The 21217-nt window shown below is 62.3% G+C and carries 22 protein-coding genes and 1 tRNA gene; 9 read left to right on the forward strand and 14 right to left on the reverse strand.

Annotated elements, in window-relative coordinates; genetic code table 11:
* Positions 1 to 28: 28 nt before the first annotated feature.
* A complete protein-coding gene (locus tag ACMCNM_RS01695) occupies positions 29 to 277 on the reverse strand; it encodes a hypothetical protein (RefSeq protein WP_238212836.1) in 249 nt (82 codons plus the stop codon).
* A 449-nt stretch (positions 278 to 726) separates the two neighbouring features.
* Here ACMCNM_RS01695 and ACMCNM_RS01700 point away from each other — a divergent pair, with 449 nt between their 5' ends.
* Entirely contained in the window at positions 727 to 1020 is a 294-nt protein-coding gene (locus tag ACMCNM_RS01700; protein ID WP_412763842.1) for a DUF3077 domain-containing protein, read from the forward strand.
* A 236-nt stretch (positions 1021 to 1256) separates the two neighbouring features.
* On the opposite strand, the gene ACMCNM_RS01705 is transcribed toward ACMCNM_RS01700, so the two are convergent.
* The 5 genes from ACMCNM_RS01705 to ACMCNM_RS01725 form a co-directional block, all read right to left on the reverse strand.
* Positions 1257 to 2468, reverse strand: a complete 1212-nt coding sequence (locus tag ACMCNM_RS01705; RefSeq protein WP_412763843.1) for a methyltransferase — start codon at positions 2466 to 2468, stop codon at positions 1257 to 1259.
* A gap of 131 nt (positions 2469 to 2599) precedes the next feature.
* Positions 2600 to 3289, reverse strand: coding sequence for an ABC transporter permease (locus tag ACMCNM_RS01710; RefSeq protein ID WP_186682939.1), 690 nt, complete (start codon positions 3287 to 3289; stop codon positions 2600 to 2602).
* On the reverse strand, positions 3286 to 3981 hold the full coding sequence (locus ACMCNM_RS01715) for an ABC transporter permease (protein WP_027594258.1): 696 nt from the start codon (positions 3979 to 3981) through the stop codon (positions 3286 to 3288). The genes ACMCNM_RS01710 and ACMCNM_RS01715 overlap by 4 nt, the downstream gene beginning before the upstream one ends.
* 54 nt (positions 3982 to 4035) lie before the next feature.
* Positions 4036 to 4797, reverse strand: coding sequence for an ABC transporter substrate-binding protein (locus tag ACMCNM_RS01720; protein WP_099428098.1), 762 nt, complete (start codon positions 4795 to 4797; stop codon positions 4036 to 4038).
* A 13-nt stretch (positions 4798 to 4810) separates the two neighbouring features.
* Positions 4811 to 5584 carry an ABC transporter ATP-binding protein gene (locus tag ACMCNM_RS01725; protein ID WP_027594260.1) on the reverse strand — a complete coding sequence of 258 codons (774 nt, stop codon included), beginning with the start codon at positions 5582 to 5584 and terminating at the stop codon, positions 4811 to 4813.
* A 617-nt stretch (positions 5585 to 6201) separates the two neighbouring features.
* On the opposite strand from ACMCNM_RS01725, the gene gabP reads away from it, so the two are divergent.
* Positions 6202 to 7587 carry a GABA permease gene (gabP, locus tag ACMCNM_RS01730; protein WP_027594261.1) on the forward strand — a complete coding sequence of 462 codons (1386 nt, stop codon included), beginning with the start codon at positions 6202 to 6204 and terminating at the stop codon, positions 7585 to 7587.
* Between the two features lie 206 nt (positions 7588 to 7793).
* Here the strand turns inward: gabP and ACMCNM_RS01735 are convergent, their stop codons facing one another.
* Both ACMCNM_RS01735 and ppk2 read right to left on the reverse strand, forming a co-directional pair.
* A complete protein-coding gene (locus tag ACMCNM_RS01735) occupies positions 7794 to 8237 on the reverse strand; it encodes a hypothetical protein (RefSeq protein WP_027594262.1) in 444 nt (147 codons plus the stop codon).
* A 117-nt stretch (positions 8238 to 8354) separates the two neighbouring features.
* Positions 8355 to 9206: a polyphosphate kinase 2 gene (gene ppk2 / locus ACMCNM_RS01740; protein WP_339549367.1), complete on the reverse strand. Its 852-nt coding sequence runs from the start codon at positions 9204 to 9206 to the stop codon at positions 8355 to 8357.
* Between the two features lie 351 nt (positions 9207 to 9557).
* Here ppk2 and ACMCNM_RS01745 point away from each other — a divergent pair, with 351 nt between their 5' ends.
* Positions 9558 to 9764 (forward strand): hypothetical protein, encoded by a 207-nt coding sequence (locus tag ACMCNM_RS01745; RefSeq protein ID WP_085273848.1) that lies wholly within the window; start codon positions 9558 to 9560, stop codon positions 9762 to 9764.
* Positions 9765 to 9926: 162 nt separating this feature from the next.
* Here ACMCNM_RS01745 and ACMCNM_RS01750 read toward each other — a convergent pair.
* The 4 genes from ACMCNM_RS01750 to ACMCNM_RS01765 form a co-directional block, all read right to left on the reverse strand.
* Positions 9927 to 10002: transfer RNA gene (locus ACMCNM_RS01750), tRNA-Phe, on the reverse strand.
* 90 nt (positions 10003 to 10092) lie between these two features.
* Positions 10093 to 10365 (reverse strand): oxidative damage protection protein, encoded by a 273-nt coding sequence (locus ACMCNM_RS01755; protein WP_027594266.1) that lies wholly within the window; start codon positions 10363 to 10365, stop codon positions 10093 to 10095.
* The gene (mutY, locus tag ACMCNM_RS01760; protein ID WP_027594267.1) at positions 10362 to 11429 is read right to left on the reverse strand and encodes an A/G-specific adenine glycosylase; all 1068 of its coding nucleotides are present in this window, start codon (positions 11427 to 11429) and stop codon (positions 10362 to 10364) included. Before mutY ends, ACMCNM_RS01755 begins: the two co-directional genes overlap by 4 nt.
* Entirely contained in the window at positions 11426 to 13675 is a 2250-nt protein-coding gene (locus ACMCNM_RS01765) for an AsmA family protein (RefSeq protein ID WP_412763844.1), read from the reverse strand. Before ACMCNM_RS01765 ends, mutY begins: the two co-directional genes overlap by 4 nt.
* A 407-nt stretch (positions 13676 to 14082) precedes the next feature.
* Between ACMCNM_RS01765 and ACMCNM_RS01770 the strand changes: the two genes are divergently transcribed.
* From ACMCNM_RS01770 to hisF, 6 genes are all read left to right on the forward strand, one after another.
* A complete protein-coding gene (locus tag ACMCNM_RS01770) occupies positions 14083 to 15744 on the forward strand; it encodes an OFA family MFS transporter (protein ID WP_027594269.1) in 1662 nt (553 codons plus the stop codon).
* Between the two features lie 241 nt (positions 15745 to 15985).
* Positions 15986 to 16579 (forward strand): imidazoleglycerol-phosphate dehydratase HisB, encoded by a 594-nt coding sequence (gene hisB, locus ACMCNM_RS01775; protein WP_027594270.1) that lies wholly within the window; start codon positions 15986 to 15988, stop codon positions 16577 to 16579.
* Positions 16580 to 17218: an imidazole glycerol phosphate synthase subunit HisH gene (hisH, locus tag ACMCNM_RS01780; RefSeq protein WP_027594271.1), complete on the forward strand. Its 639-nt coding sequence runs from the start codon at positions 16580 to 16582 to the stop codon at positions 17216 to 17218.
* Positions 17219 to 17479, forward strand: a complete 261-nt coding sequence (locus ACMCNM_RS01785) for a DUF2164 domain-containing protein (RefSeq protein ID WP_027594272.1) — start codon at positions 17219 to 17221, stop codon at positions 17477 to 17479. It begins immediately after the preceding gene.
* 27 nt (positions 17480 to 17506) lie between these two features.
* Complete coding sequence (gene hisA / locus ACMCNM_RS01790) at positions 17507 to 18244, forward strand: 1-(5-phosphoribosyl)-5-[(5-phosphoribosylamino)methylideneamino]imidazole-4-carboxamide isomerase (protein WP_027594273.1); 738 nt, start codon at positions 17507 to 17509, stop codon at positions 18242 to 18244.
* Positions 18245 to 18254: 10 nt separating this feature from the next.
* On the forward strand, positions 18255 to 19025 hold the full coding sequence (hisF, locus tag ACMCNM_RS01795; protein WP_027594274.1) for an imidazole glycerol phosphate synthase subunit HisF: 771 nt from the start codon (positions 18255 to 18257) through the stop codon (positions 19023 to 19025).
* A gap of 120 nt (positions 19026 to 19145) precedes the next feature.
* Here the strand turns inward: hisF and choV are convergent, their stop codons facing one another.
* Together choV and choW are read right to left on the reverse strand one after the other, a co-directional pair.
* Positions 19146 to 20324 carry a choline ABC transporter ATP-binding protein gene (gene choV, locus ACMCNM_RS01800; protein WP_027594275.1) on the reverse strand — a complete coding sequence of 393 codons (1179 nt, stop codon included), beginning with the start codon at positions 20322 to 20324 and terminating at the stop codon, positions 19146 to 19148.
* Complete coding sequence (gene choW, locus ACMCNM_RS01805; RefSeq protein ID WP_172960399.1) at positions 20321 to 21169, reverse strand: choline ABC transporter permease subunit; 849 nt, start codon at positions 21167 to 21169, stop codon at positions 20321 to 20323. Before choW ends, choV begins: the two co-directional genes overlap by 4 nt.
* Positions 21170 to 21217: the final 48 nt, after the last annotated feature.

Genomic DNA, 21217 nt, shown 5'->3' on the forward strand with positions numbered 1-21217 from the left:
AAGTCACCGGCTTAAAAGGAGATTTTTCCTACCAGCCGCGGTGGATCGTGTTGACGTTTGGCTCGGTTTTGCCGGGGTTGAAAAACAGCTTGTCGTTGTCGCAGCCGCGCTTGCGGCAAGGGGTCTCGGCGCGCAAGGGGAGGCCTCGGTCGCCGCCCAGCTGCATGGCGGGGGTGTCCCAGCCCAGGTTGCTGGAAGGCTGGCTTGGGGTGCCGCCGGCACACGCGGTCAGGGCCATGGCGAGGGTCAACAGGGCAAGGGGCTTGGCTTGGGTCACGATGAGGGTCCGTTGTTCCATTGTCGGCTCTGGCGCAACGCCAGAAGGTCGCAGGGCTGGCGGTCAGCGTGCGACGTGTCTTTTTAATGATTTGGGGGGCGGATGATACACCCTGGAAGGGGAGGCGGTGCGTGACCTGTAAGGCATTTCTGAAGCTGAAACCAAATGCTTCGGGGTTGGGCTGCTTCGGACCTATCCTACGCGCGCTGCCGAAGTATCGCTGTTGTCGGGGAAGTGCCTCACGGATACCGTTTTCGGGTCGTTTCGGCGACCGGGTGTGAGAACCCGATTATGAATGAGTGCTACCTCGTAATGGTGGCTGTACGCGGGCAGGCTTCGGTCTGGCCGAGCTTCCTTATTCACTCGGTTTCTCACCCCGCGTACGGCTGCCACCTAAATCCGTGAGAAAGATTCAGTGGCAGTACCTTAATTGAATAAGGACTTACGCCATGATCAACATCGTCCCCGATCCACCCCAGCCCCACATTGAGATCACCACCGCAGGCCTGGAAACCTTCCTCGAAGTCGGCAACCCACCGGTTAACCTGCTGCGCGTACAACCCGGCATCCCCATCGACGACGCCTACGAGCAGGTGTCGATCCTGCTCGGCTATATCAAGCACCTGCTCAGGGAGGGCGATATGGAAGACGACCACAAGCTGTTGGGCGCAGCCGATTACCTGGCGGCGCTGGCCAAGGCTTTGATGAACGATATCGAGCTGGCCAAGAACAAAAACCGTTGACGCATCGGGCCGCTTTGTGGCCCCTGCAGAAAGCACAACAAAAGTTTATGCACAAGTAGCATTGCCAACTTGCGCGAAAGGCATGCCGAACCCATACGCCGCTGGTCTTTGCGCAAATGCCTGTTTTTGCGGGCCTTGAACTGCCTGCAGGAATAAGCCAAACGCTTGAAATAGCGCTTGGATCCAACCATTCATCAAAAGCTTGTGCACAGACTTATCCACAGGTTGTGCTGCGGCTAACGGTCGCGTTCCGCGAGGATGAGCAGGTTGCGCGGCGTGAGTGGGTAGTCGCAGAACAAGCCAAGGCGCACGGCATAGCCTTGTTCTTCCATGAACAGGGCGCGGTCGAGTACCAGCCACAGTTCCAGGGGGCGGCGGAACAGGTTGCGCACCCGTTCGAGGTTGCGCACTTCGGCCAGGCGCTGCCAGCCGGCGACCTCAAGGGCAGACCAGTCTGGCGTGCCGCTCAGCGGGAGTTGCTTGAGTGCGGCCAGGTCGCGGCAATACGCCTCGAAGGGCTTGTCCAGCCAGGCCACCGGCAGCGAGGGGGTGGGCAGGTAATCATCACACTGGCGCTGTTGGCGTTGCAGCAGGTCGAAGCCCAGGCGACGGGCCATCGAGGTGTCGCGCTGGCGGCGCACGCGGGCGCCGGCGGTGACGGTTTCACTCAATGGCAGGCCGAGGTCGTCCAGCGAAAGCTGTAGGCTGGAGGCTTGGGCGGCTGTGGATAACGGCTGGTAGTGCTGCGCTTCGATGCGGTTGTAGCAGCAAGGGGCCACCGCGACTTGGCGGCAGCCTTGCTGGCTGGCAAGGCGCAGCAGGCGTACGTGCAGGTCGCCGCAAGCGTGCAGGGCGACCACGGTTTTGTCGCTGTCGAGGTGGCGGGCGCTGTCGGCGGCCATTACGTCTTGATGCACATGGCGCGCGGGCAGGTGGTGGTGGTCACTCAGGGCTTGGCCGGCGGCGACGAGCTCGGCGTCGTATTCCAGGCAGGTCAGTTGCTGGCCGGGCTGCAGCAGGCGGCGGCCAAGGTGGCCTTTACCGGAGCACCAGTCCAGCCAGTGCTGGGGGTGCTCGTTGAAGGCCAGGCGGCGGGTGAAGGCTTCGATCTGCTGCCACTTGCGGCCGGGTACGCCGACGTCGAGGCGGTGGGCGGCGGGCGGCAGGCCGGCGTCGGGGAGTGTATCCAGGGCGCTGAGGTGGTGGGCTTGCCGGGCCAGTTGTGGGAAGGGCGCGGGCAGGGTGGTTGGGTCGGGCTCGGCGTCGGCATCGGCCAGGGGGGATTGGCGCAGGTGGGCGGCGAGCGCTGGGTGTTGGGCTTCCCATTCCAGGCGCAGGGCGGTGAATGGCCTGGGTTTCCACAGGTGCTGGTGCTCGGTCAGGAACTGATCGAGGGCCTGGAAGCGGTCGCTTAGCGGGTGGCTGTGGAGGATGGGGGGTGGGGTCATGGTTGTGGTCGGCAGGGTTGGGGCTGCTTTGCAGCCCTTCGCGGGCAAGCCCGCTCCTACAGGGGGCGCAAGGTTTGCGCCCGGTGGCATTCCTGTGGGAGCGGGCTTGCCCGCGAAGAGGCCAGTAAGGTTTAGCGCCCTTGGCAGGCGTCTACCCGCAACCAGCGCTCCAGCAGTTTGAAGCCTTGCACCAGCACAAACGAGATCAACAGGTAGAACAACCCGGCGGCAAAGAAGATCTCCACCGGCAGGTAGGTGCGGGCGATGATGGTCCGCGCCATGCCGGTCAGTTCCAGCAGGGTGACGGTACTGGCCAGGGCGCTGGCCTTGAGCATCAGGATCACTTCGTTGCTGTAGGCCGGCAGGCCGATCCGGGCGGCGCGCGGCAGCATGATGTAGAACAGGGTCTTGCCCCGCGACATGCCCAACGCCCGTGCTGCCTCGACCTCACCTTTGGGGATCGACTGCAACGCGCCGCGCAGGATCTCGGCGATGTAGGCGGCGGTGTGGAGGGTCATGGTCAGCACAGTGCACCAGAACGGATCGCGCAGGTAAGGCCACAACGAACTGTTGCGCACGGCGTCGAACTGGGCCAGGCCGTAATAGACCAGGAACAGCTGCACCAGCAGCGGGGTACCGCGGAAGAAGAAGATGTAGCTGAACGGCAGGGCGCGCACGTACCAGTGGCGGGACGAGCGGGCGATGCCCAGCGGGATGGCCAGGATCAGCCCGGCAACCACCGCGATGGCCACCAGCTCCAGGGTCAGGGTCGCGCCCTGCGCCAGGCGTGGCAGCCATTTGATGATGACTTCCCAATTCATGATTCAGCCCTCGCAAAGCCGCGAGCGGCGCGTTTTTCCATGAAGTGCATGCCGGTCATGGCGATGACGGTCAAGCCCAGGTAGATGCAGGCCGCGACCATGTAGAAGGTGAACGGCTCTTTGGTCATGGTCACGCCGATCTGCGCGTGGCGCATGATTTCTTCCAGGCCGATGACCGACACCAGCGCGGTGTCTTTCATCAGGATCATGAACAGGTTGCCCAGGCCAGGCAGGGCGATGCGCCACATCTGCGGCAGGATGATCCGCGACAGAATGCGCGCCTTGGACAGGCCCAGTGCCAGGCCGGCTTCGCGGTGGCCCTTGGGGATTGCCAGGATGGCGCCACGGAACACTTCGGTGGCGTAGGCGCCGAAGCACAGGCCGAGGGCGATGACGCCGGCGGCGAAGGCACTGAGCTCAAGGCCGGGCATATTGAGCGCCTCGCCGAGGCTGTTCATCATGCCGACGGTGCCGAAATAAATAAGCAGGACCCAAAGCAGTTCGGGCACGCCGCGAACCAAGGTCGAGTAGAAGCCGCCAAGCCATTGCAGTGGCTTGACCGGGGACGTTTTGGCGAGGGCACCGAGCAGGCCCAGGATCAGCCCCAGCAGCAAGGCGCAGAGCGCCAGTTTTACGGTCATCAAGGTGCCAGCCGCAAGGGCCGGACCGAATCCGTGCAGGTCGATAGTCATGGGTAGGGTCGTTCTAGGGACCAGCACGCCCAAGGGCGTGCCGGTCGGGGCGAATCAATAGATGCTGAACGGGAAGTACTTGTCGTTGATCTTTTTGTAGGTGCCGTCGGCGACAATTTCCTTGAGTGCGGCATTGAGCTTGTTGCGCAGCTCATTGTCGCCTTTGCGTACGGCAATGCCGACCTTGTCGCTGTCGTTTACCGGTTCGCCTTTGAACTCGAAGTTTTTGCCGGCAGCGGACTTCAGCCAGTCGTAGTTGGCGTACTTGTCAGCGAGGATGGCGTCGAGGCGGCCGGAGGTCAGGTCCAGGTAGGCGTTTTCCTGGCCATCGTACAGGTTGACCTTGAACTCGCCGTCCATGCCGCCGTTGTCATCCAGCCAGGTCGCTGCCTGGGTGGCGCGCTGGGTACCGATGGTCTTGCCTTTGAGCGAGGCGCGGTCGGTTTTGAAGTCGACGTTTTTCGGGGCGATGAACTGCTGCTTGTTCGAGTAGTACGGGTCGGTGAAGTCGACGGCCTGCTTGCGCTCATCGGTGATCGACAGCGACGAGATCAGGAAGTCGAACTTCTTGGCGTTCAACGCCGGGATGATGCCGTCCCAGTCAGAGGTGACCACTTCGCATTCGACTTTCATCTTGGCGCACAGGGCGTCGCCGATGTCTTTGTCAAAGCCGACCACCTGGCCGCTGGCATCCTTGTTGTTGAACGGCGGGTAGGCCGCCTCGATGCCCATTTTGAGTTTTTCGGCTGCCATGGCATTTGCCGAGAACACCAGGGTGGCGGCAGCGGCCAGGAGGAATTTCTTATAGGTCTGCATTCGTGTTGCTCCGTTAGCGGTGGCTGGACATGAATTGCTTGCAACGCGCCGAGGTCGGGTTCTCGAAGACCTGCTGCGGCGATCCTTGCTCTTCAACCAGGCCCTGGTGCAGGAAGACGACTTCACTGGACACATGGCGGGCAAAGTTCATCTCGTGCGTGACCAGCAGCATGGTACGGCCTTCTTCGGCCAATGCGCGGATAACGTTTAGCACTTCCTGGACCATTTCCGGATCGAGCGCCGAAGTTGGCTCGTCGAACAGGATGACCTTGGGCTTCATGGCCAGGGTACGGGCAATGGCGGCACGTTGTTGCTGGCCACCGGAAAGTTGCGCGGGGTAGCTGTGGCGCTTGTCGAAAATGCCGACCTTGTTCAGCAAGGCTTCTGCGGCTTCGATGGCTTCGGCCTTGCTTTGGCCGAGCACGCGGCGCGGTGCCTCGATGATGTTGTCGAGGATCGACATGTGCGGCCACAGGTTGAAGTTCTGGAAGACAAAGCCGATCTCGCTGCGCAGGCGGTTGATCTGGCGGTTGTCGGCAGCGATCAGGTCGCCGTTTTTGGCGGCCTTGAGCTTGAGTGATTCACCGGCCACCAGGATTTCGCCCTGGTGCGGGTTTTCGAGCAGGTTGATGCAGCGCAGCAAGGTGGACTTGCCGGAACCGGACGACCCCAGGATGGAGATCACGTCACCATCGCGTGCGGTCAGCGAAATGCCCTTGAGAATTTCCTGCTCGCCGTAGCGTTTGTGCAGATTGCGGATTTCCAGCGCGGGCGTGGCCTGAGCCATGTGCGGTCCTCATGTGTTCGGGTGCGTTCCCAGCTGTTGGCGGCCTTCCTGGCGTGCGCCAAGCTAGCATAGCGGCATTATGGCGGCCAACAGGGTCGCTAGGGGCTCGGGTCGCTGTCGGGGCAGATTGTCGCATCGCTGCAGTGCAACGTCGCGAGGATGACCGCGAAGGTCTAGCCCAACACCAGAGCCTTGATGAAAAAAGGCGCGATGGTGCCAGCTTTGGCCCGCGCTTGGAAGCGGTTTTGGACCATTCGCGGGTAATCCCCCTCTAGGCCATTGCTGACGCTTGCCAGGCAGGGTTGTACCTGTCGGTTGTACTTTTCTGCATTGCAGCGGTGCATAGGTGTTACCTGGGAGCACCTTTGGTGCATTTGTAAGTGGGTATTTCAGTAATCCGGACCTTACACGGCGATTTGGCGGCCTTTCGGTCAAGGCATGGCCGAAAGCCCTGCAAGCCGCGTCCTTTACGGTTGCCAGATTTTTCTGACGAATGCATTCAGCCGATGGCTCACTTATTGCCAGTAGGAAACCGCCGATTGCAGCGACGCCTAACTAACCCCAGGCGCGCTTCGTTCCCGTAGTCGGAGTGGTCCACTCCTTACAAAGGTAGTTTTATGAGCGGTAACAATTCCAATGACCTCGCTCAGGGGCTCAAATCGCGGCATGTCACCATGCTGTCCATCGCTGGCGTAATTGGCGCCGGTCTGTTCGTTGGCTCCGGCCACGCCATCGCCGCCGCTGGCCCGGCCGTACTGCTGGCCTACGCCGCCGCCGGTACCTTGGTCGTACTGGTCATGCGCATGCTTGGCGAGATGGCCATTGCTTCACCTGACACCGGTTCCTTCTCTACCTATGCCGACCGCGCCATTGGGCGCTGGGCCGGCTTCACCATTGGCTGGCTGTACTGGTGGTTCTGGGTGCTGGTGATTCCGCTGGAGGCCAACGCGGCTGCGGCCATTTTGCATGCCTGGTTCCCTGCTGTTGATCTGTGGGCCTTCTCCTTGATCATCACGCTGGTGCTGACCCTGACCAACCTGTGCAGTGTGAAGAACTACGGCGAATTCGAGTTCTGGTTCGCCTTGCTCAAGGTCCTGGCGATCATTGGCTTCATCGTCGTGGGTTGCGTGGCCATGTTCGGCTTGGCGCCTGGCAGCCAAGTAAGCGGTGTCAGCCACCTGTTCGACACCCAAGGCTTCATGCCCAATGGCCTGGGCGCGGTGCTGGCAGCCATGCTGACCACCATGTTCTCGTTCATGGGTACCGAAATCGTCACCATCGCCGCTGCCGAGTCCAAAGACCCGGGCAAGCAGATCAGCCGCGCGACCAATTCGGTGATCTGGCGTATCTGCCTGTTCTACCTGGTGTCGATCTTCCTGGTCGTGGCGCTGGTGCCGTGGAACGATCCGGCCCTGGCTGAATTGGGCTCTTACCAGACGGTGCTGAGCCGCATCGGTGTGCCGAATGCCAAACTGATCGTCGACATCGTCGTGCTGGTCGCCGTCACCAGCTGCCTGAACTCGGCGCTGTACACCTCCTCGCGCATGCTGTTCTCCCTGGGCAAGCGTGGCGATGCCCCGGCCATGTCGCAACGCACCACCAAGGCAGGTACGCCGCATGTGGCGGTGTTGATGTCGACTGCGGCAGCGTTTCTGTGCGTGTTCGCCAACTATGTGGCGCCGGCCCAGGTGTTCGAGTTCTTGCTGGCCAGCTCCGGCGCCATTGCGCTGCTGGTGTACCTGGTGATCGCGGTGTCGCAACTGCGCATGCGCAGCCAGCGTGAAGCGCGTGGCGAGAAGATCGACTTCAAGATGTGGCTGTTCCCGGGCCTGACCTGGGCGACCATCGCCTTCATCGTTGCTGTGCTGGTGGTGATGGGGCTGCGTGAAGATCACCGCGCCGAGATCATCGCCACTGCCTTGCTGAGCATTGGTGTGGTGGCGGCCGGGCTGCTGGTGCATCGCAAGCGCGAAGCGGCTGGGCGGGTGGCGCTGGATAACTGATCTGCGCTGCTTTGAATGAAAAGGCCGCGCCCTGTGAAGGGCGCGGCCTTTTTGCATGTTACGGCCTGCTAGCGAATTCTGCGTCCCGCTGTAGGAGCAGCCTTGTGCTGCGAAGAGGCCGGTGAAAGCAGCCAATAGTTGCGGTGCATTCACCGGCCTCTTCGCAGCACAAGGCTGCTCCTACCCTAGGGCCGGTGATGGCTTATTTAGCCGAACTGCTTCTGCTGCTGTTGTTGCTTGGCCACAACTTCCGAGGCGGCGATATACGCCTCCTGGAACTCGTCGCTTTCCAGCCAGGCCATGGTGGTGTCTTCGTCGGCGCCATCCAGCCAGGTGCGGTAGGCATTGAACACCAGCACGATGTAGTCGGTGGCGTGCTCTTCCTTGTGCCCCTTGAGCACCAGGGCCAGCAGCGGGTCGACCAGGAACACCGAGATCATCGCGACCAGGCTGGTTTCCTGTGCGGCCTTCATCTTGTCGAACAGCTCCTTGTAGCTGTCCGACTCCATGGCCTTGTTGAACACTTGCTCGATGCTGGCGCTGTCGCCGGCGCTGGCCTTGACCGCCTGGCCACTGCGCACCATGCGGTTTTGCTTGGCCTTGCTGGCGGCGCGCTTGGCGCGTTTCTGTTGCTTGGTCGTGGTGGCCATGGGTGAATCCTTGGGTGTGCCTGAAAAAGTGCGCGTATTGAAGCGCAGTTAAAGACGAAACCCAAGCATTGTAGGTGTGCACACACCTGCTAGGCGCTGGCTGGCAGTCTCGGCGGTTCAGTGGCTTGACGCTGGCGCTTCATCCTCTTCGAAGTCGCGTGATGCGCGCCCCACCAGCAGCGGGTCTGGGGCGTGCGCTACGGCCAGGTCCTTGCCTGGGTAATCCAGCGAGTGCAGGAAGTGCCGGATGCAGTTGATGCGCGCGCGCTTCTTGTCATCGGACTTGATCACCGTCCAGGGTGCATCGGCGGTGTCGGTATGGAAGAACATCGCTTCTTTGGCGGCGGTGTAGTCGTCCCATTTGTCCAGCGACTTGATGTCGATGGGCGACAGCTTCCAGTGCTTGAGCGGGTCGTCGCGGCGTGAGATGAAGCGCCGTAGCTGCTCTTCGCGGTTCACCGAGAACCAGTACTTGAACAGCAGGATGCCGCTGTTGCACAGCATACGTTCAAGGTCGGGTGCCTGGCGCATGAACTCCAGGTACTGCAGCGGGCTGCAGAAATCCATCACCTTCTCGACCCCGGCGCGGTTGTACCAGGAGCGGTCGAAGAAGACCATTTCGCCCGCCGTGGGCAGGTGCTGGATATAACGCTGGAAGTACCACTGGCCCTTCTCCTGCTCGGAAGGCTTTTCCAGCGCCACAATCCGCGCGCCACGTGGGTTCAAGTGCTCCATGAAGCGCTTGATGGTGCCCCCTTTGCCCGCCGCGTCGCGCCCTTCGAACAGGATCACCACGCGCTGGCCGGTTTCCTTCGCCCAGCTCTGCACTTTAAGCAGTTCGATCTGCAGCGCGTGCTTGGCCTTTTCGTATTCCTGGCGGTGCATGCGGGTGCGGTACGGGTAGCTGGCCGGTAGGCGTGCGCGCGTGCTGTCTTCGTTACTGCCCTTGGGCGCCCTGGCCACTTCCATGGCTGCCGGTTGCTGGCTGACCTGGGTGATGACGGGGTCGGCGACGGCTTTGATGGCGGGCTTGCGGGGGCGTGCGCGGCGGTTGGGGCTGGTTGACGTGGCGTTCGGCGTGGCGTTCGAGGTGGATGTGAGTAGCAGGGTGGCGTCGTCGCTCATGGAGGTCCTGTCGGTTCTGATGTGCTTTTCCCATGCTAGGGGCGACAGGCCTGGCGCTTATTGATGCGGGTCAATTTACCCGGATAGGTGGGCTCGGCCCCAGCCTCAGGTGGGTGGTTTCCACCTGATACTCAAAGGGCGGGCGCAATAGCCTGATCTGCCCACGCTTAGGTGGGGCTAACAGGAGACGTTCCCATGAAGCATTACTTTCACCTGGTGTTGAGCTGTGTCAGCAACGACGGCACCGGTTACAACGATTGGCTTACCCTGGCCCTGGACGAGTACAAGATCACCGAGGCGGAGTTGGCCAAGGCGGTCGCATCCGTTGATGACGCCAGGGCGCTGCTGAGCATTTCCTATCGGGGGCAGATGACCCCCGAGGAATTCGATAGCCAGGCGTAATGGCTGATTTGTGACGAGGCCCTCTGTGCATTGCTCAGGGGGCCTTTTTATTGGGCGGGGTTGCAGGTGGCTGCTGCAAAAATCGCAGACAACAAAAAACCCGCACTAGGCGGGTTTCTTGTTGTCGCTTCGGGTAACTTTGCAACCACCAGAAGCTGAAGGTGGTGCCCAGAGACGGAGTCGAACCGCCGACACGAGGATTTTCAATCCTCTGCTCTACCGACTGAGCTATCTGGGCGACGAGGTGAATTAAATAGATTTCCAGACCGTCCGTCAACGACTTTTTGAAAAAATTTTAAATTAATTCCGTCGCTTACGTTTTTTGGGGTCATTCAGCAGGCGGAACGTAGCCTTCGGCCTGGGCGTATTCTTCGCCGGCGAAAAACTTGTCCATCTCGGCCTGGAGGAATTTGCGGTCCTCGGCATTCATCATGTTCAGGCGCTTTTCGTTGATCAGCATGGTCTGGTGCTTCTGCCAGTCGGCCCAGGCCTTCTGCGAGATGTGATCGAAGATGTCCTGGCCCTTGGCACCTGGGTAGGGCGGGCGCTCCAGGCCTGGGAGTTCTTCTTTGTACTTGCGGCACATCACGGTGCGGGTCATCGGGCATCTCCTGCAATCAGTTCGTCGGCCGCGCGTTTGAGCAACTTCTTGACCGGGGCAGCGAGGCCCAGGCGCGGCGGGGTGGCGAGGTTATACCAGAGCCAGTCGGGCTCGGCCACGTGCTGGCCGACCGGGTCGACCTTCACCAGCCAGGGCTCGATCGCCAGCTGGAAGTGGCTGAAGGTGTGGGTCAGGCCGTCTAGTGCGCGGCTCTCTGCCAGGCGCAGGCCATGCTGGTAGGCGAGGTCGTCGAGCTGCTCGATGTTCTCAAGCTCCGGCAGGCTCCACAAACCACCCCACAGGCCGCTGGACGGTCGGCGGTACAGCAGGATCGCGCCTTCGTGGTTGGCCAGCAGTGGCATCAGCGTCCGGCGTTGCGGCAGCGCCTTGCGTGGCTTGGGCTCGGGGTAGCGGGTTTCTTCGCCGTGCAGGTGCGCTTCGCAGCCGCGTTGCAGCGGGCAGATCAGGCAGCTGGGCTTGCTGCGGGTACACAGCGTGGCGCCCATGTCCATCATTGCCTGGGTGTAGTGGTTGGCGCGGGTTTGCGGGGTGTAGCGCTCTGCGCTGGCCCACAGCTGGTTAGCCACCTTGGGCTCGCCGGGGTAGCCGGCCTGGGCGGTAAAGCGGGCCAGCACGCGCTTGACGTTGCCGTCCAGGATGGGCGCGCGGATGCCCATGCTGATGCTGGCGATGGCACCGGCGGTGGAGCGGCCGATGCCAGGCAGTTCGGTCAGTTGCTCGACACTTCGCGGGAACTCGCCGCCATGCTGCTCGACGACGATTTTCGCCGCCTTCTGCAGGTTGCGCGCGCGGGTGTAATAGCCCAGGCCCGTCCACAGGTGCAGCACTTCGTCCTCCGGCGCTTCGGCCAGGGCCTGCACGGTGGGCAGGGCCTGCATGAAGCGGTCGAAGTAATTGAGCACGGTGCTGACCTGGGTCTGCTGCAACATGATTTCCGACACCCATACCCGGTACGGGTTGATGCCCTGCTGCCAGGGCAGGTCGTGTCGGCCGTGCGCGTCATACCAGTCCAGCACGGCGCTGGAGAACTGCTCGGGGCTCATCGTTTGAACAGCCCCTTGAGCGCGTCTTTAAGTTCAGGGCTCACTTTGTCTCCGAGTTTTTCGTCGAGTTTTTCATCAATCTTGTCTTTCAGGCGGTTGCCGGCCAGTTTCGCGGCGACCTTGCCCAGGCCGTCCTGGTCCAGGCGGCAGGCCTTGGCGCCAAGCTCCAGCGGGCCGCGGCAGCGCAGCGGCACTTCAACGCCGACATAGCGCTCGTTGACCTGGCAGGCCGGGTCCGGCATGGCGCGTTGGTCGCCTTCGACGACCACGCCGACGTTGTAGTCCATGCCCAGCACGCGCAGGTCGAGGTCGCCGTGGCCGTTGACGGTCAGGCCTGGGATGCGGGCCTTGAGGTCTGGGTTGCTGGCCACGCCATTGCGCACCACCAGGCTGCCACGCAGTTCCTCGAAGGGCGTGTCCTTGCCGCGCGGTTCGCCGCTGAGCGTTTTACGGTTCAGGGTGGCGATGGCCTGGCACAGTTGCTGTTCAAGGTTGGCATTGACCAGCACGCCATCGTTGATGGTGAAGTTGGCGCTGCCATTGAGGGTGTCGACCAATGCCTTCTGGCTGTTGCCGGTTGCGGTCAGGTCGCTGGTCAGGGTCAACAGGCCCTTGACCGGTGGCGTCTGCTCTTTGCCCTCGGCCTTGATGAAGTGTTCCACCGGTACGCGGTTGATCTTGGTATTGACGCCAAGCTGCGGCACGGCAGGGCGCACATCGACGGTGCCCTTGGCCTCGAAGCTGCCATTGTAGAGGCCGCCGCGCAGGGTCTGCAGGGTCACCAGGCCGCCTTGGCCAGTGGCCTTGAGCTGGGCATCCTGAATGGGCAGTTTGTCCAGGGTCAGTGCGCCGAACGTCAGGTCGGCCTGCAGGTCGAGGGCGCGCAGGCGGTCCACCGGCAGCAGCTTGTCGTCGCTCCAGGCGACCTGGGTCGGGGCGTTGGGCAGCGGGGAGCTGCTGGCACCGGCCACGGCGCTGGCCTCCTGTTGCTTGACCTCGGCTTGGCGGGCGGCCGTCGCGCCTTTGGCTTGTTCGCTCTTGGCGGGCAGGTAGCGGTCGGCGTCGAAGGTGTCGGCCTTAAGTTGCAGGCGCAGGGCCTGTTTGGCGAAGTCTTCGACGGCCACGCGGCCGGTGAAGGTGCTGTCGTCCAGCTTCACTGCCAGGTCTGCCAGGGCCAGGCTGTTCGACGTGCCTTGCAGGCGGGTGACCAGTTCCAGCTTGGTGAACGCGGCCGGGTCGTTCGTGGCGGGCAGCGGGCGGCCGATGCCGTCGAGGAAGGTGCGCAGGTCGAACTGGGCGATCGACAGGCCGCCGCTGAGTTGCGGTGCCTTGTCCAGGTCGCGCAGGTTGAGTTCACCCAGTGCACGCAGCTGGTTGGCCGAAATTTTCAGGCCGTTCCACGAGGCGACATTGGCTGCCAGGTCGACCAGCAGTTGGCCTTGTGCGGCGAAGGTCACGGTCTTGCCGGCAAACGGCTCGCCCGAGGTTTCGCCCGAGAGGCGCATGTCTTCGAAGTTGTAACGCTTGAGCTTGCGGTCAAAGCGCAGTTCGCCGGCAAGCTCGGTGCGGGCCTTGATGCTCGGTTGGGTGGCACTGAGGAAGGCACTCGCCTTAAGCGCAATGTTCGCGCCTTCGTGGACCGGGCCGGTGCTCAGCTGGATGCTTTCGGCGCTGTAGCTTTGGCCGTTTTTGGCATCGGTGTACTGCACGCGGGCGTTGTTCACGGTCAGGCTGTCGATGTCGAGTTTGACCGCACGCTCGCTGCCGCTGTCGGCTTGCGCTGGGGCCTGTTCGGCAGGTGCCTGGGCCGGTGTATCGGTTGGGGCGCCGTTAGGGGCGGGCAATGGCTTGCCGATGTCTTCCCAGTTGCCATGGCCATTTTCGTCGCGGGCCAGGGTCAGGTTCAGGCCTTCGACGCGCACATCGCTCATCTGCACTTCGCGGCGCAGCAGCGGCAGCACGCGTACCGACAGGCCGAGCATCTTCAGGTCGGCGAATGGCTCGCTGGGTTTACTCAAGGTCGCGATGCTCGCGTCATGCAGCTCCAGGCCTAACCACGGGAACAGGCTCCAGCCGATGTCACCGTTGAGGGTCAGCTCGACATGAGCCTTGTCGCGTGCCAGCTGGCGAATCTCGTCTTTGTAGTCGTTGGGATCAAAGAGGTGGGTCAGGGCGAAGCCCAGCGCCACGATGATCAGCAGCAACCCGAGAAGCCCCAGTCCCAGGATTTTGCCGAACGCTTTCATGGGCGAGTCCTTGTAGTCCGATTTGAATTTCAGCGGCAGAGTATAGCGCCGCAGTGCTTATCCCTGCGTATCCGGCAAGAGATACAGGGCATTTCCCTACGAATGGATCAGATGTTGCGGCTTTCGACAGCCGCAGTTCTCGCAGTTCCTTTTGTGTTGCCTGTACCGGCCTCTTCGCGGGGCAAGCCCGCTCCCCCAGGGTTCATCCGATCATGTGGGAGCGGGCTTGCCCCGCGAAGAGGCCGGTACAGGCGAACCGAAATACCGTTTCAGCTACAGAAAAAACCACGATATCAGATTGCTTTCATCCCACCGGGTGCTGGTAACCTTGCGCCGCTTTCGGTGTGCCCGCGACCCATTGTCGCGGTGTGTCGCCCAGTAAAGGCCATACAAAAAGGATCAAACCCATGAGCAGTAACGTCACGGCGGGCACCTTGGCCGGTGCGCCGAGCTTCCTGTCGAAGGAGCGCATCATCGCCCGTCCGGGCTTCAACCGTTGGCTGGTGCCACCGGCCGCCTTGGCTATCCACCTGTGTATCGGCATGGCCTACGGCTTCTCGGTGTTCTGGCTGCCCTTGTCGCAAGCCATCGGCATCACCGCGCCGGTGGCCTGCTCGGCGGACATGGGGTTCATCGCCCGCCTGTTCAGCGCCGAGTGCGACTGGCCGATTTCGATGCTGAGCTGGATCTACACCTTGTTCTTCGTGTTCCTCGGCTGCTCGGCCGCGGTGCTTGGCGGCTGGCTGGAACACGCTGGGCCGCGCAAGGCCGGGCTGGTGTCGGCGCTGTGCTGGTGCGGCGGCATGCTGATCTCGGCGATTGGGGTAAAGACCCATCAGCTGTGGCTGATGTGGCTGGGCTCTGGTGTGATCGGGGGCATTGGCCTGGGCCTGGGCTACATTTCGCCGGTCTCGACGCTGATCAAGTGGTTCCCGGACAAACGCGGCATGGCTACCGGCATGGCGATCATGGGTTTTGGCGGTGGCGCGATGGTCGGCGCCCCCCTGGCGACCGCGCTGATGGGCCACTTTGGCAGCGCAGAAGACGTCGGGGTATGGCAGAGCTTCGTGGTGATGGCGGCGATCTACTTCGTGTTCATGACGGCTGGCGCCCTGGGTTACCGCGTGCCACCGACCGGCTGGAAGCCTGAGGGCTGGACCGCCCCGGCGAAAAAGGCCGGCAATGGCATGGTCACCGACCGCCATGTGCACGTCAGCGTGGCCTGGAAAACCCCACAGTTCGCCCTGGTGTGGCTGGTGCTGTGCCTGAACGTCTCTGCCGGCATCGGTATTCTGGGCATGGCGTCCCCGCTGTTGCAGGAAGTGTTTGCCGGCAAGTTGCTGGGCAACGAGCTGAGCTTCAGCGAACTGAACGCCACCCAGCTGGCGCAAATTGCCGCCATCGCAGCGGGCTTCACCGGCTTGCTGAGCCTGTTCAACATTGGCGGGCGCTTCTTCTGGGCGTCGTTCTCTGACTACATTGGCCGCAAGAACACCTACTTTGCCTTCTTCGCCTTGGGCGTGGGCCTCTACAGCCTGGTGCCGAACATGGGTCACCTGGGCAACGTGGCGCTGTTCGTGGCGGCGTTTTGCATCATCCTGTCGATGTACGGTGGCGGCTTTGCCACAGTGCCGGCGTACCTGGCCGACCTGTTCGGCACGCAGATGGTCGGTGCGATTCATGGGCGCCTACTGACGGCCTGGGCGGCGGCGGGCGTGCTGGGGCCGGTGCTGATCACCTACCTGCGCGAGTCTCAGCTGGCGGCGGGCGTTGAGCGCGCGGCGGCGTATGACATGACCCTGTATATCCTCGCGGGCCTGCTGGTGCTGGGCTTTATCTGCAACATGCTGATTCGCCCGGTGGCCGACAAGCACTTCATGAGCGACCAGCAACTGGCCGCCGAGCGTGCGCTGAGCCATGACAAGGGTGCCGATGGCGCGCGTTCGCTGGAGTGGCATGCCGCGCCGGGCAGCTTGCCGTTAGTGCTGATCGCCTGGGCTGCGGTGGTTGTGCCGCTGGCTTGGGGGGTGTGGATTACGTTGCAGAAGACGGCTGTACTGTTCCATTGAAGGTAAGGGGGGCGCTGTGCGCCCCTTTCGCGGCGCAAGGCCGCTCCTACAAGGGCGTGGTTGGGTGCAAGAGCCGGCGAAAGGGCTGCAAAGCAGCCCCAGATTCACAGCTTGTATAGACCTGTAACGGCATCCACCCCCCGTCATTGCTTGCTTTGCCATATGTCATCCGCGTTTCAAGCTGGCGCGATCTGGGCCTATAATGGAGCCCTTTTCGCCCAATGATTTTGCGGAGCTGGTGATGGTCGAACGTAAGGCTTCCGTCGAGCGCAATACCCTGGAAACCCAGGTCAAGTGCTCGATCAACCTAGATGGCAGCGGCAAGGCCCGATTTGATATCGGTGTGCCTTTCCTTGAACACATGCTCGACCAGATCGCCCGACATGGGCTGATCGATCTGGACATCGAGTGCAAGGGTGACCTGCACATCGACGATCACCATACCGTCGAAGACGTCGGTATCACCCTGGGCCAGGCATTCGCCCAGGCGATCGGCGATAAAAAAGGCATCTTCCGCTACGGCCATGCCTATGTGCCGCTGGACGAAGCGCTGTCGCGCGTGGTCATCGACTTCTCTGGCCGCCCAGGCCTGCAGATGCACGTGCCGTACACCCGCGCCACGGTCGGTGGCTTCGATGTCGACCTGTTCCAGGAGTTCTTCCAGGGCTTCGTCAACCACGCCCTGGTGAGCCTGCACATCGACAACCTGCGTGGCCACAACACCCACCACCAGATCGAAACCGTGTTCAAGGCGTTCGGCCGCGCGCTGCGCATGGCCATTACCTTGGACGAGCGCATGGCTGGGCAGATGCCTTCCACCAAGGGATGCCTGTAAATGCAGACGGTAGCCGTAATCGACTATGGCATGGGCAACCTGCACTCGGTGGCCAAGGCGCTCGAGCATGTCGGCGCCGGCAAGGTACTGGTCACCAGCGACGCCGCGGTGATCCGCGAGGCTGACCGCGTGGTGTTCCCAGGCGTGGGCGCGATTCGCGACTGCATGGCCGAAATCCGTCGCCTGGGCTTCGACAGCCTGGTGCGTGAAGTCAGCCAGGACCGCCCGTTCCTCGGCATCTGTGTCGGCATGCAAGCGCTGCTCGAACACAGTGAAGAGAACAACGGCGTCGACTGCATCGGCCTGTTCCCAGGCCAGGTGAAGTTTTTCGGCAAGGGCCTGCAAGAGGATGGTGAGCACCTGAAGGTGCCGCACATGGGCTGGAACGAAGTCAGCCAGGCCAACCACCATCCGCTGTGGCACGACATCCCTGACCGCGCACGTTTCTATTTCGTGCACAGCTACTACATCAATGCCGGCAAGCCGAGCCAAGTGGTCGGTCGCGGCCACTATGGCGTCGACTTCGCCGCCGCGCTGGCCGACGGCTCGCGCTTTGCCGTGCAGTTCCACCCAGAGAAGAGCCACACCCATGGCCTGCAGTTGCTGCAGAACTTCGTCGCCTGGGACGGGCGCTGGTAAATGAGCCGATCGAAGACCAAGGCCCCGATCATCACCCTGGCCCCCGAGCAGGAGCGCGAGGCGCTCGATACGCTCAAGCGTTTTCTCGAAGACCGTTTCGAGCTGCAGTTGGGGTCGTTTGAAGTGGCCGAGGTCCTCGACCTGTTCAGCAAAGAGATTGCACCCCATTACTACAACAGGGCGATTGCCGATGTTCAGCTGCACCTCAAGGAGCGGTTCGAGAGCATCGAGAGCGACCTGTGGGCACTCGAGAAGCCCTGAAACCCAACAAATAGACAGGTTCCCAAGATGCTGATTATCCCCGCTATCGATCTGAAGGACGGTGCCTGCGTGCGCCTGCGCCAAGGCCGCATGGAAGACTCCACGGTATTTTCCGATGACCCGGTGAGCATGGCCGCCAAATGGGTCGAGGGTGGCTGCCGCCGCCTGCACCTGGTCGACCTCAACGGCGCCTTCGAAGGCCAGCCGGTCAACGGCGAAGTGGTCACCGCCATCGCCAAGCGTTACCCGACCCTGCCGATCCAGATCGGCGGCGGCATTCGCTCGCTGGAAACCATCGAGCACTACGTCAAGGCGGGCGTCAGCTACGTCATCATCGGCACCAAGGCGGTCAAGCAGCCAGCGTTCGTCGCCGAGGCCTGCAAGGCCTTCCCGGGCAAGGTCATCGTTGGCCTGGACGCCAAGGACGGCTTCGTCGCCACCGACGGCTGGGCTGAAGTCAGCACTGTTCAGGTCATCGACCTGGCCAAGCGTTTCGAGGCCGATGGCGTCTCGGCGATCGTCTACACCGACATCGCCAAGGACGGCATGATGCAGGGCTGCAACGTGCCCTTCACCAAAGCCCTGGCCGAAGCCACGCGCATTCCGGTGATCGCATCGGGTGGCATTCACAACCTGGGCGACATCAAGGCCCTGCTGGACGCCAAGGCCCCTGGCATCATCGGCGCCATCACTGGCCGTGCCATCTACGAAGGCACCCTCGATGTCGCCGAGGCCCAGGCCTTCTGCGACAACTACCAAGGCTGAGGACTGAACCATGGCACTGGCCAAGCGCATCATCCCTTGCCTGGACGTGGACAACGGCCGGGTGGTCAAGGGCGTCAAGTTCGAGAACATCCGTGATGCCGGCGACCCGGTAGAAATTGCCCGTCGCTACAACGAGCAGGGTGCCGACGAAATCACCTTCCTCGACATCACCGCCAGCGTCGATGGCCGCGACACCACGCTGCATACCGTCGAGCGCATGGCCAGCCAAGTGTTCATCCCGCTGACTGTGGGCGGTGGCGTGCGCACCGTGCAGGACATCCGCAACCTGCTCAATGCCGGTGCCGACAAGGTCTCGATCAACACGGCTGCGGTGTTCAACCCGGAGTTCGTGGGCGAGGCGGCGGACCGTTTCGGTTCGCAGTGCATCGTCGTTGCCATCGATGCCAAGAAGGTCTCCGCGCCGGGTGAAACGCCGCGCTGGGAGATTTTCACCCATGGCGGGCGCAAGCCGACCGGGTTGGATGCGGTGGAGTGGGCGAAGAAGATGGAAGGCCTGGGTGCCGGTGAGATCCTGCTGACCAGCATGGACCAGGACGGCATGAAGAACGGTTTTGACCTGGGCGTTACCCGGGCCATCAGCGATGCGCTGGGGATTCCGGTGATTGCGTCGGGTGGGGTGGGTAACCTGCAGCACCTGGCGGACGGGATTCTGGAAGGGCATGCCAGCGCGGTGTTGGCGGCCAGTATCTTCCACTTTGGCGAGTACACCGTTCCGGAAGCCAAGGCCTACATGGCTTCGCGCGGGATTGTCGTTCGCTGAGCCATTGCTGGGAGGGCGTTGCCCTCCATTCGCAGCACAAGGCTGCTCCTACAAGAATACGCGCCCCCCTGTAGGAGCAGCCTTGTGCTGCGAATGGGCCGCAACGCGGCCCCAATGACATCACCCGTGGTTCTTGCCCAGCAACGCGTGGTAAAGCTCGGTATCCCCAAGAATCCCTACCACCTTGTCGTTATCCTGCAGCACCAGCTTGTTGCCCGTCTGATAACGAATCTGCAGCGCCTCACGCATACCGATATCGGCGTGCACCACCGTCGGCCTGCGCTCCAGCAACTCCACATTCTGCCCTGGCGCCCAATTCTGCATATCCAGGCCGTTCTGGCCTTGGCGTGCGCGCTTGAGCGAGCCGCCTTCGCCAATGTCCAGCCATGAGTCGATACCCGGGTCCAGGCACACCGACCCATTGACCCGTTTGCAGTTGTCCAGGCTGCGCATCAGGCTGCGACCGCACAACACGTTCAGCGGGTTGGTGTGGGCAACGAAGGTGCGCACATAGTCGTCCGCCGGGTTCAGTACGATCTCTTCGGGCTTGCTGTACTGGATGATCCGGCCGTCCTTCATGATTGCAATGCGGCTGCCCAGCTTCAACGCTTCGTCCAGGTCGTGGCTGACGAACACGATGGTCTTGCTCAGCTTGCGCTGCAGCTCCAGCAGTTCGTCCTGCAGGCCCTGGCGGATCAGCGGGTCGAGTGCCGAGAACGGTTCGTCCATCAGCAGAATGTCGGCATCCATCGCCAGCGCCCGGGCCAGGCCCACCCGCTGCTGCATACCCCCGGACAGCTCGTCGGGCTTCTTGTTGCGCCACTGAGTCAGGCCAACCAGTTCAAGCTTCTCGTCCACCAGCTTGCGCCGCTCTTTCTCTGGGCGGCCCTGCATTTCCAGGCCAAAGCTGATGTTCTCGCGCACCGTCAGCCAGGGCATCAGGGCGAACTTCTGGAACACCATGGCGATGCGCTTGGTACGCATCATCTTCAGCTCGGCCGGGGTGCAGTGGGCGATGTCGATGTGCTTGCCTTCATGCTCGACGAACAGCTTGCCGCGGCTGACCGTGTTCAGGCCGTTGATGCAGCGCAGCAGGCTCGACTTGCCCGAGCCGGACAGGCCCATGAGCACGCAGATTTCGCCTTTCTCGATATCCAGGTTGGCTTTTTCGACACCCACCACCAGGCCGGTCTGCTTGAGGATCTGCTCGCGGGTTTTGCCCTGGTCGAGCAGCGACAGCGCCTCGCGCGGTTTGTTGGAGAAGATGACGTCGACGTCTTCGAACCGAATGATGCTCATGCTTCACCCCTTACCGTGACTTCCGGTTGCTTGCAGATACGGTCGAGCATGATCGCCAGCAGCACGATCGCCAGGCCCGCTTCGAAGCCCAGGGAGATATCGGCGGTGTTCAGTGCGTTGACCACAGGTTTGCCAAGGCCGTCGGCGCCCACCAGGGCCGCGATAACTACCATCGACAGCGACAGCATGATGCATTGGGTGACACCGGCCGCGATGCTCGGCATCGCGTGGGGCAGTTCGATGCGGGTCAGCAGCTGACGGCGCGAGCAGCCAAAGGCCTTGCCGGCGTCGAGCAGCTCTTGTGGCACATCGCAAATGCCCAGGTAGGTCAGGCGGATCGGCGCGGCGATGGCGAACACCACCGTCGAGATCAGCCCCGGGACCACGCCCAGGCCGAACAGGGTCAGAGTCGGGATCAGGTAAACGAAGGTGGGTACCGTCTGCATCAGGTCGAGTACCGGGCGCATGGCGGTATAGAACATCGGTTTATGCGCGGCGACGATGCCCAGCGGCACGCCAATGGCCACGCAGACCACGGTGGCGAAGGTCACCTGCGCCAGGGTTTCCATGGTTTCCTGCCAGTAACCCAAGTTGAAGATAAGCAGGAACGACAGCGCAACGAACGCCGTCAGCCCCCACTTGCGCTGGATAACGTGCGCCAGGGCGGCGAATAGGGCGATGAGGACGAACGGGTTGAACCAGGTCAGGGTACTGGTGACGCCATGGATCATGAACTCCAGGCCTTGCGCGATGGCGTCGAAATAATTCGCGCCGTTCTGGGTCAGCCATTCGACGAACGACGCGATGTACTGCCCCAGGGGTATTTTCTGATCGATAAGCATGATAGCGAGCTTCCACCTGCAAAGATTGAAATCAGTCCGGGGCGGGCACGG

The organism is Pseudomonas sp. NGC7 (assembly GCF_047159675.1).
In the GTDB taxonomy this organism is placed as follows: Bacteria; Pseudomonadota; Gammaproteobacteria; order Pseudomonadales; family Pseudomonadaceae; genus Aquipseudomonas; species Aquipseudomonas kermanshahensis.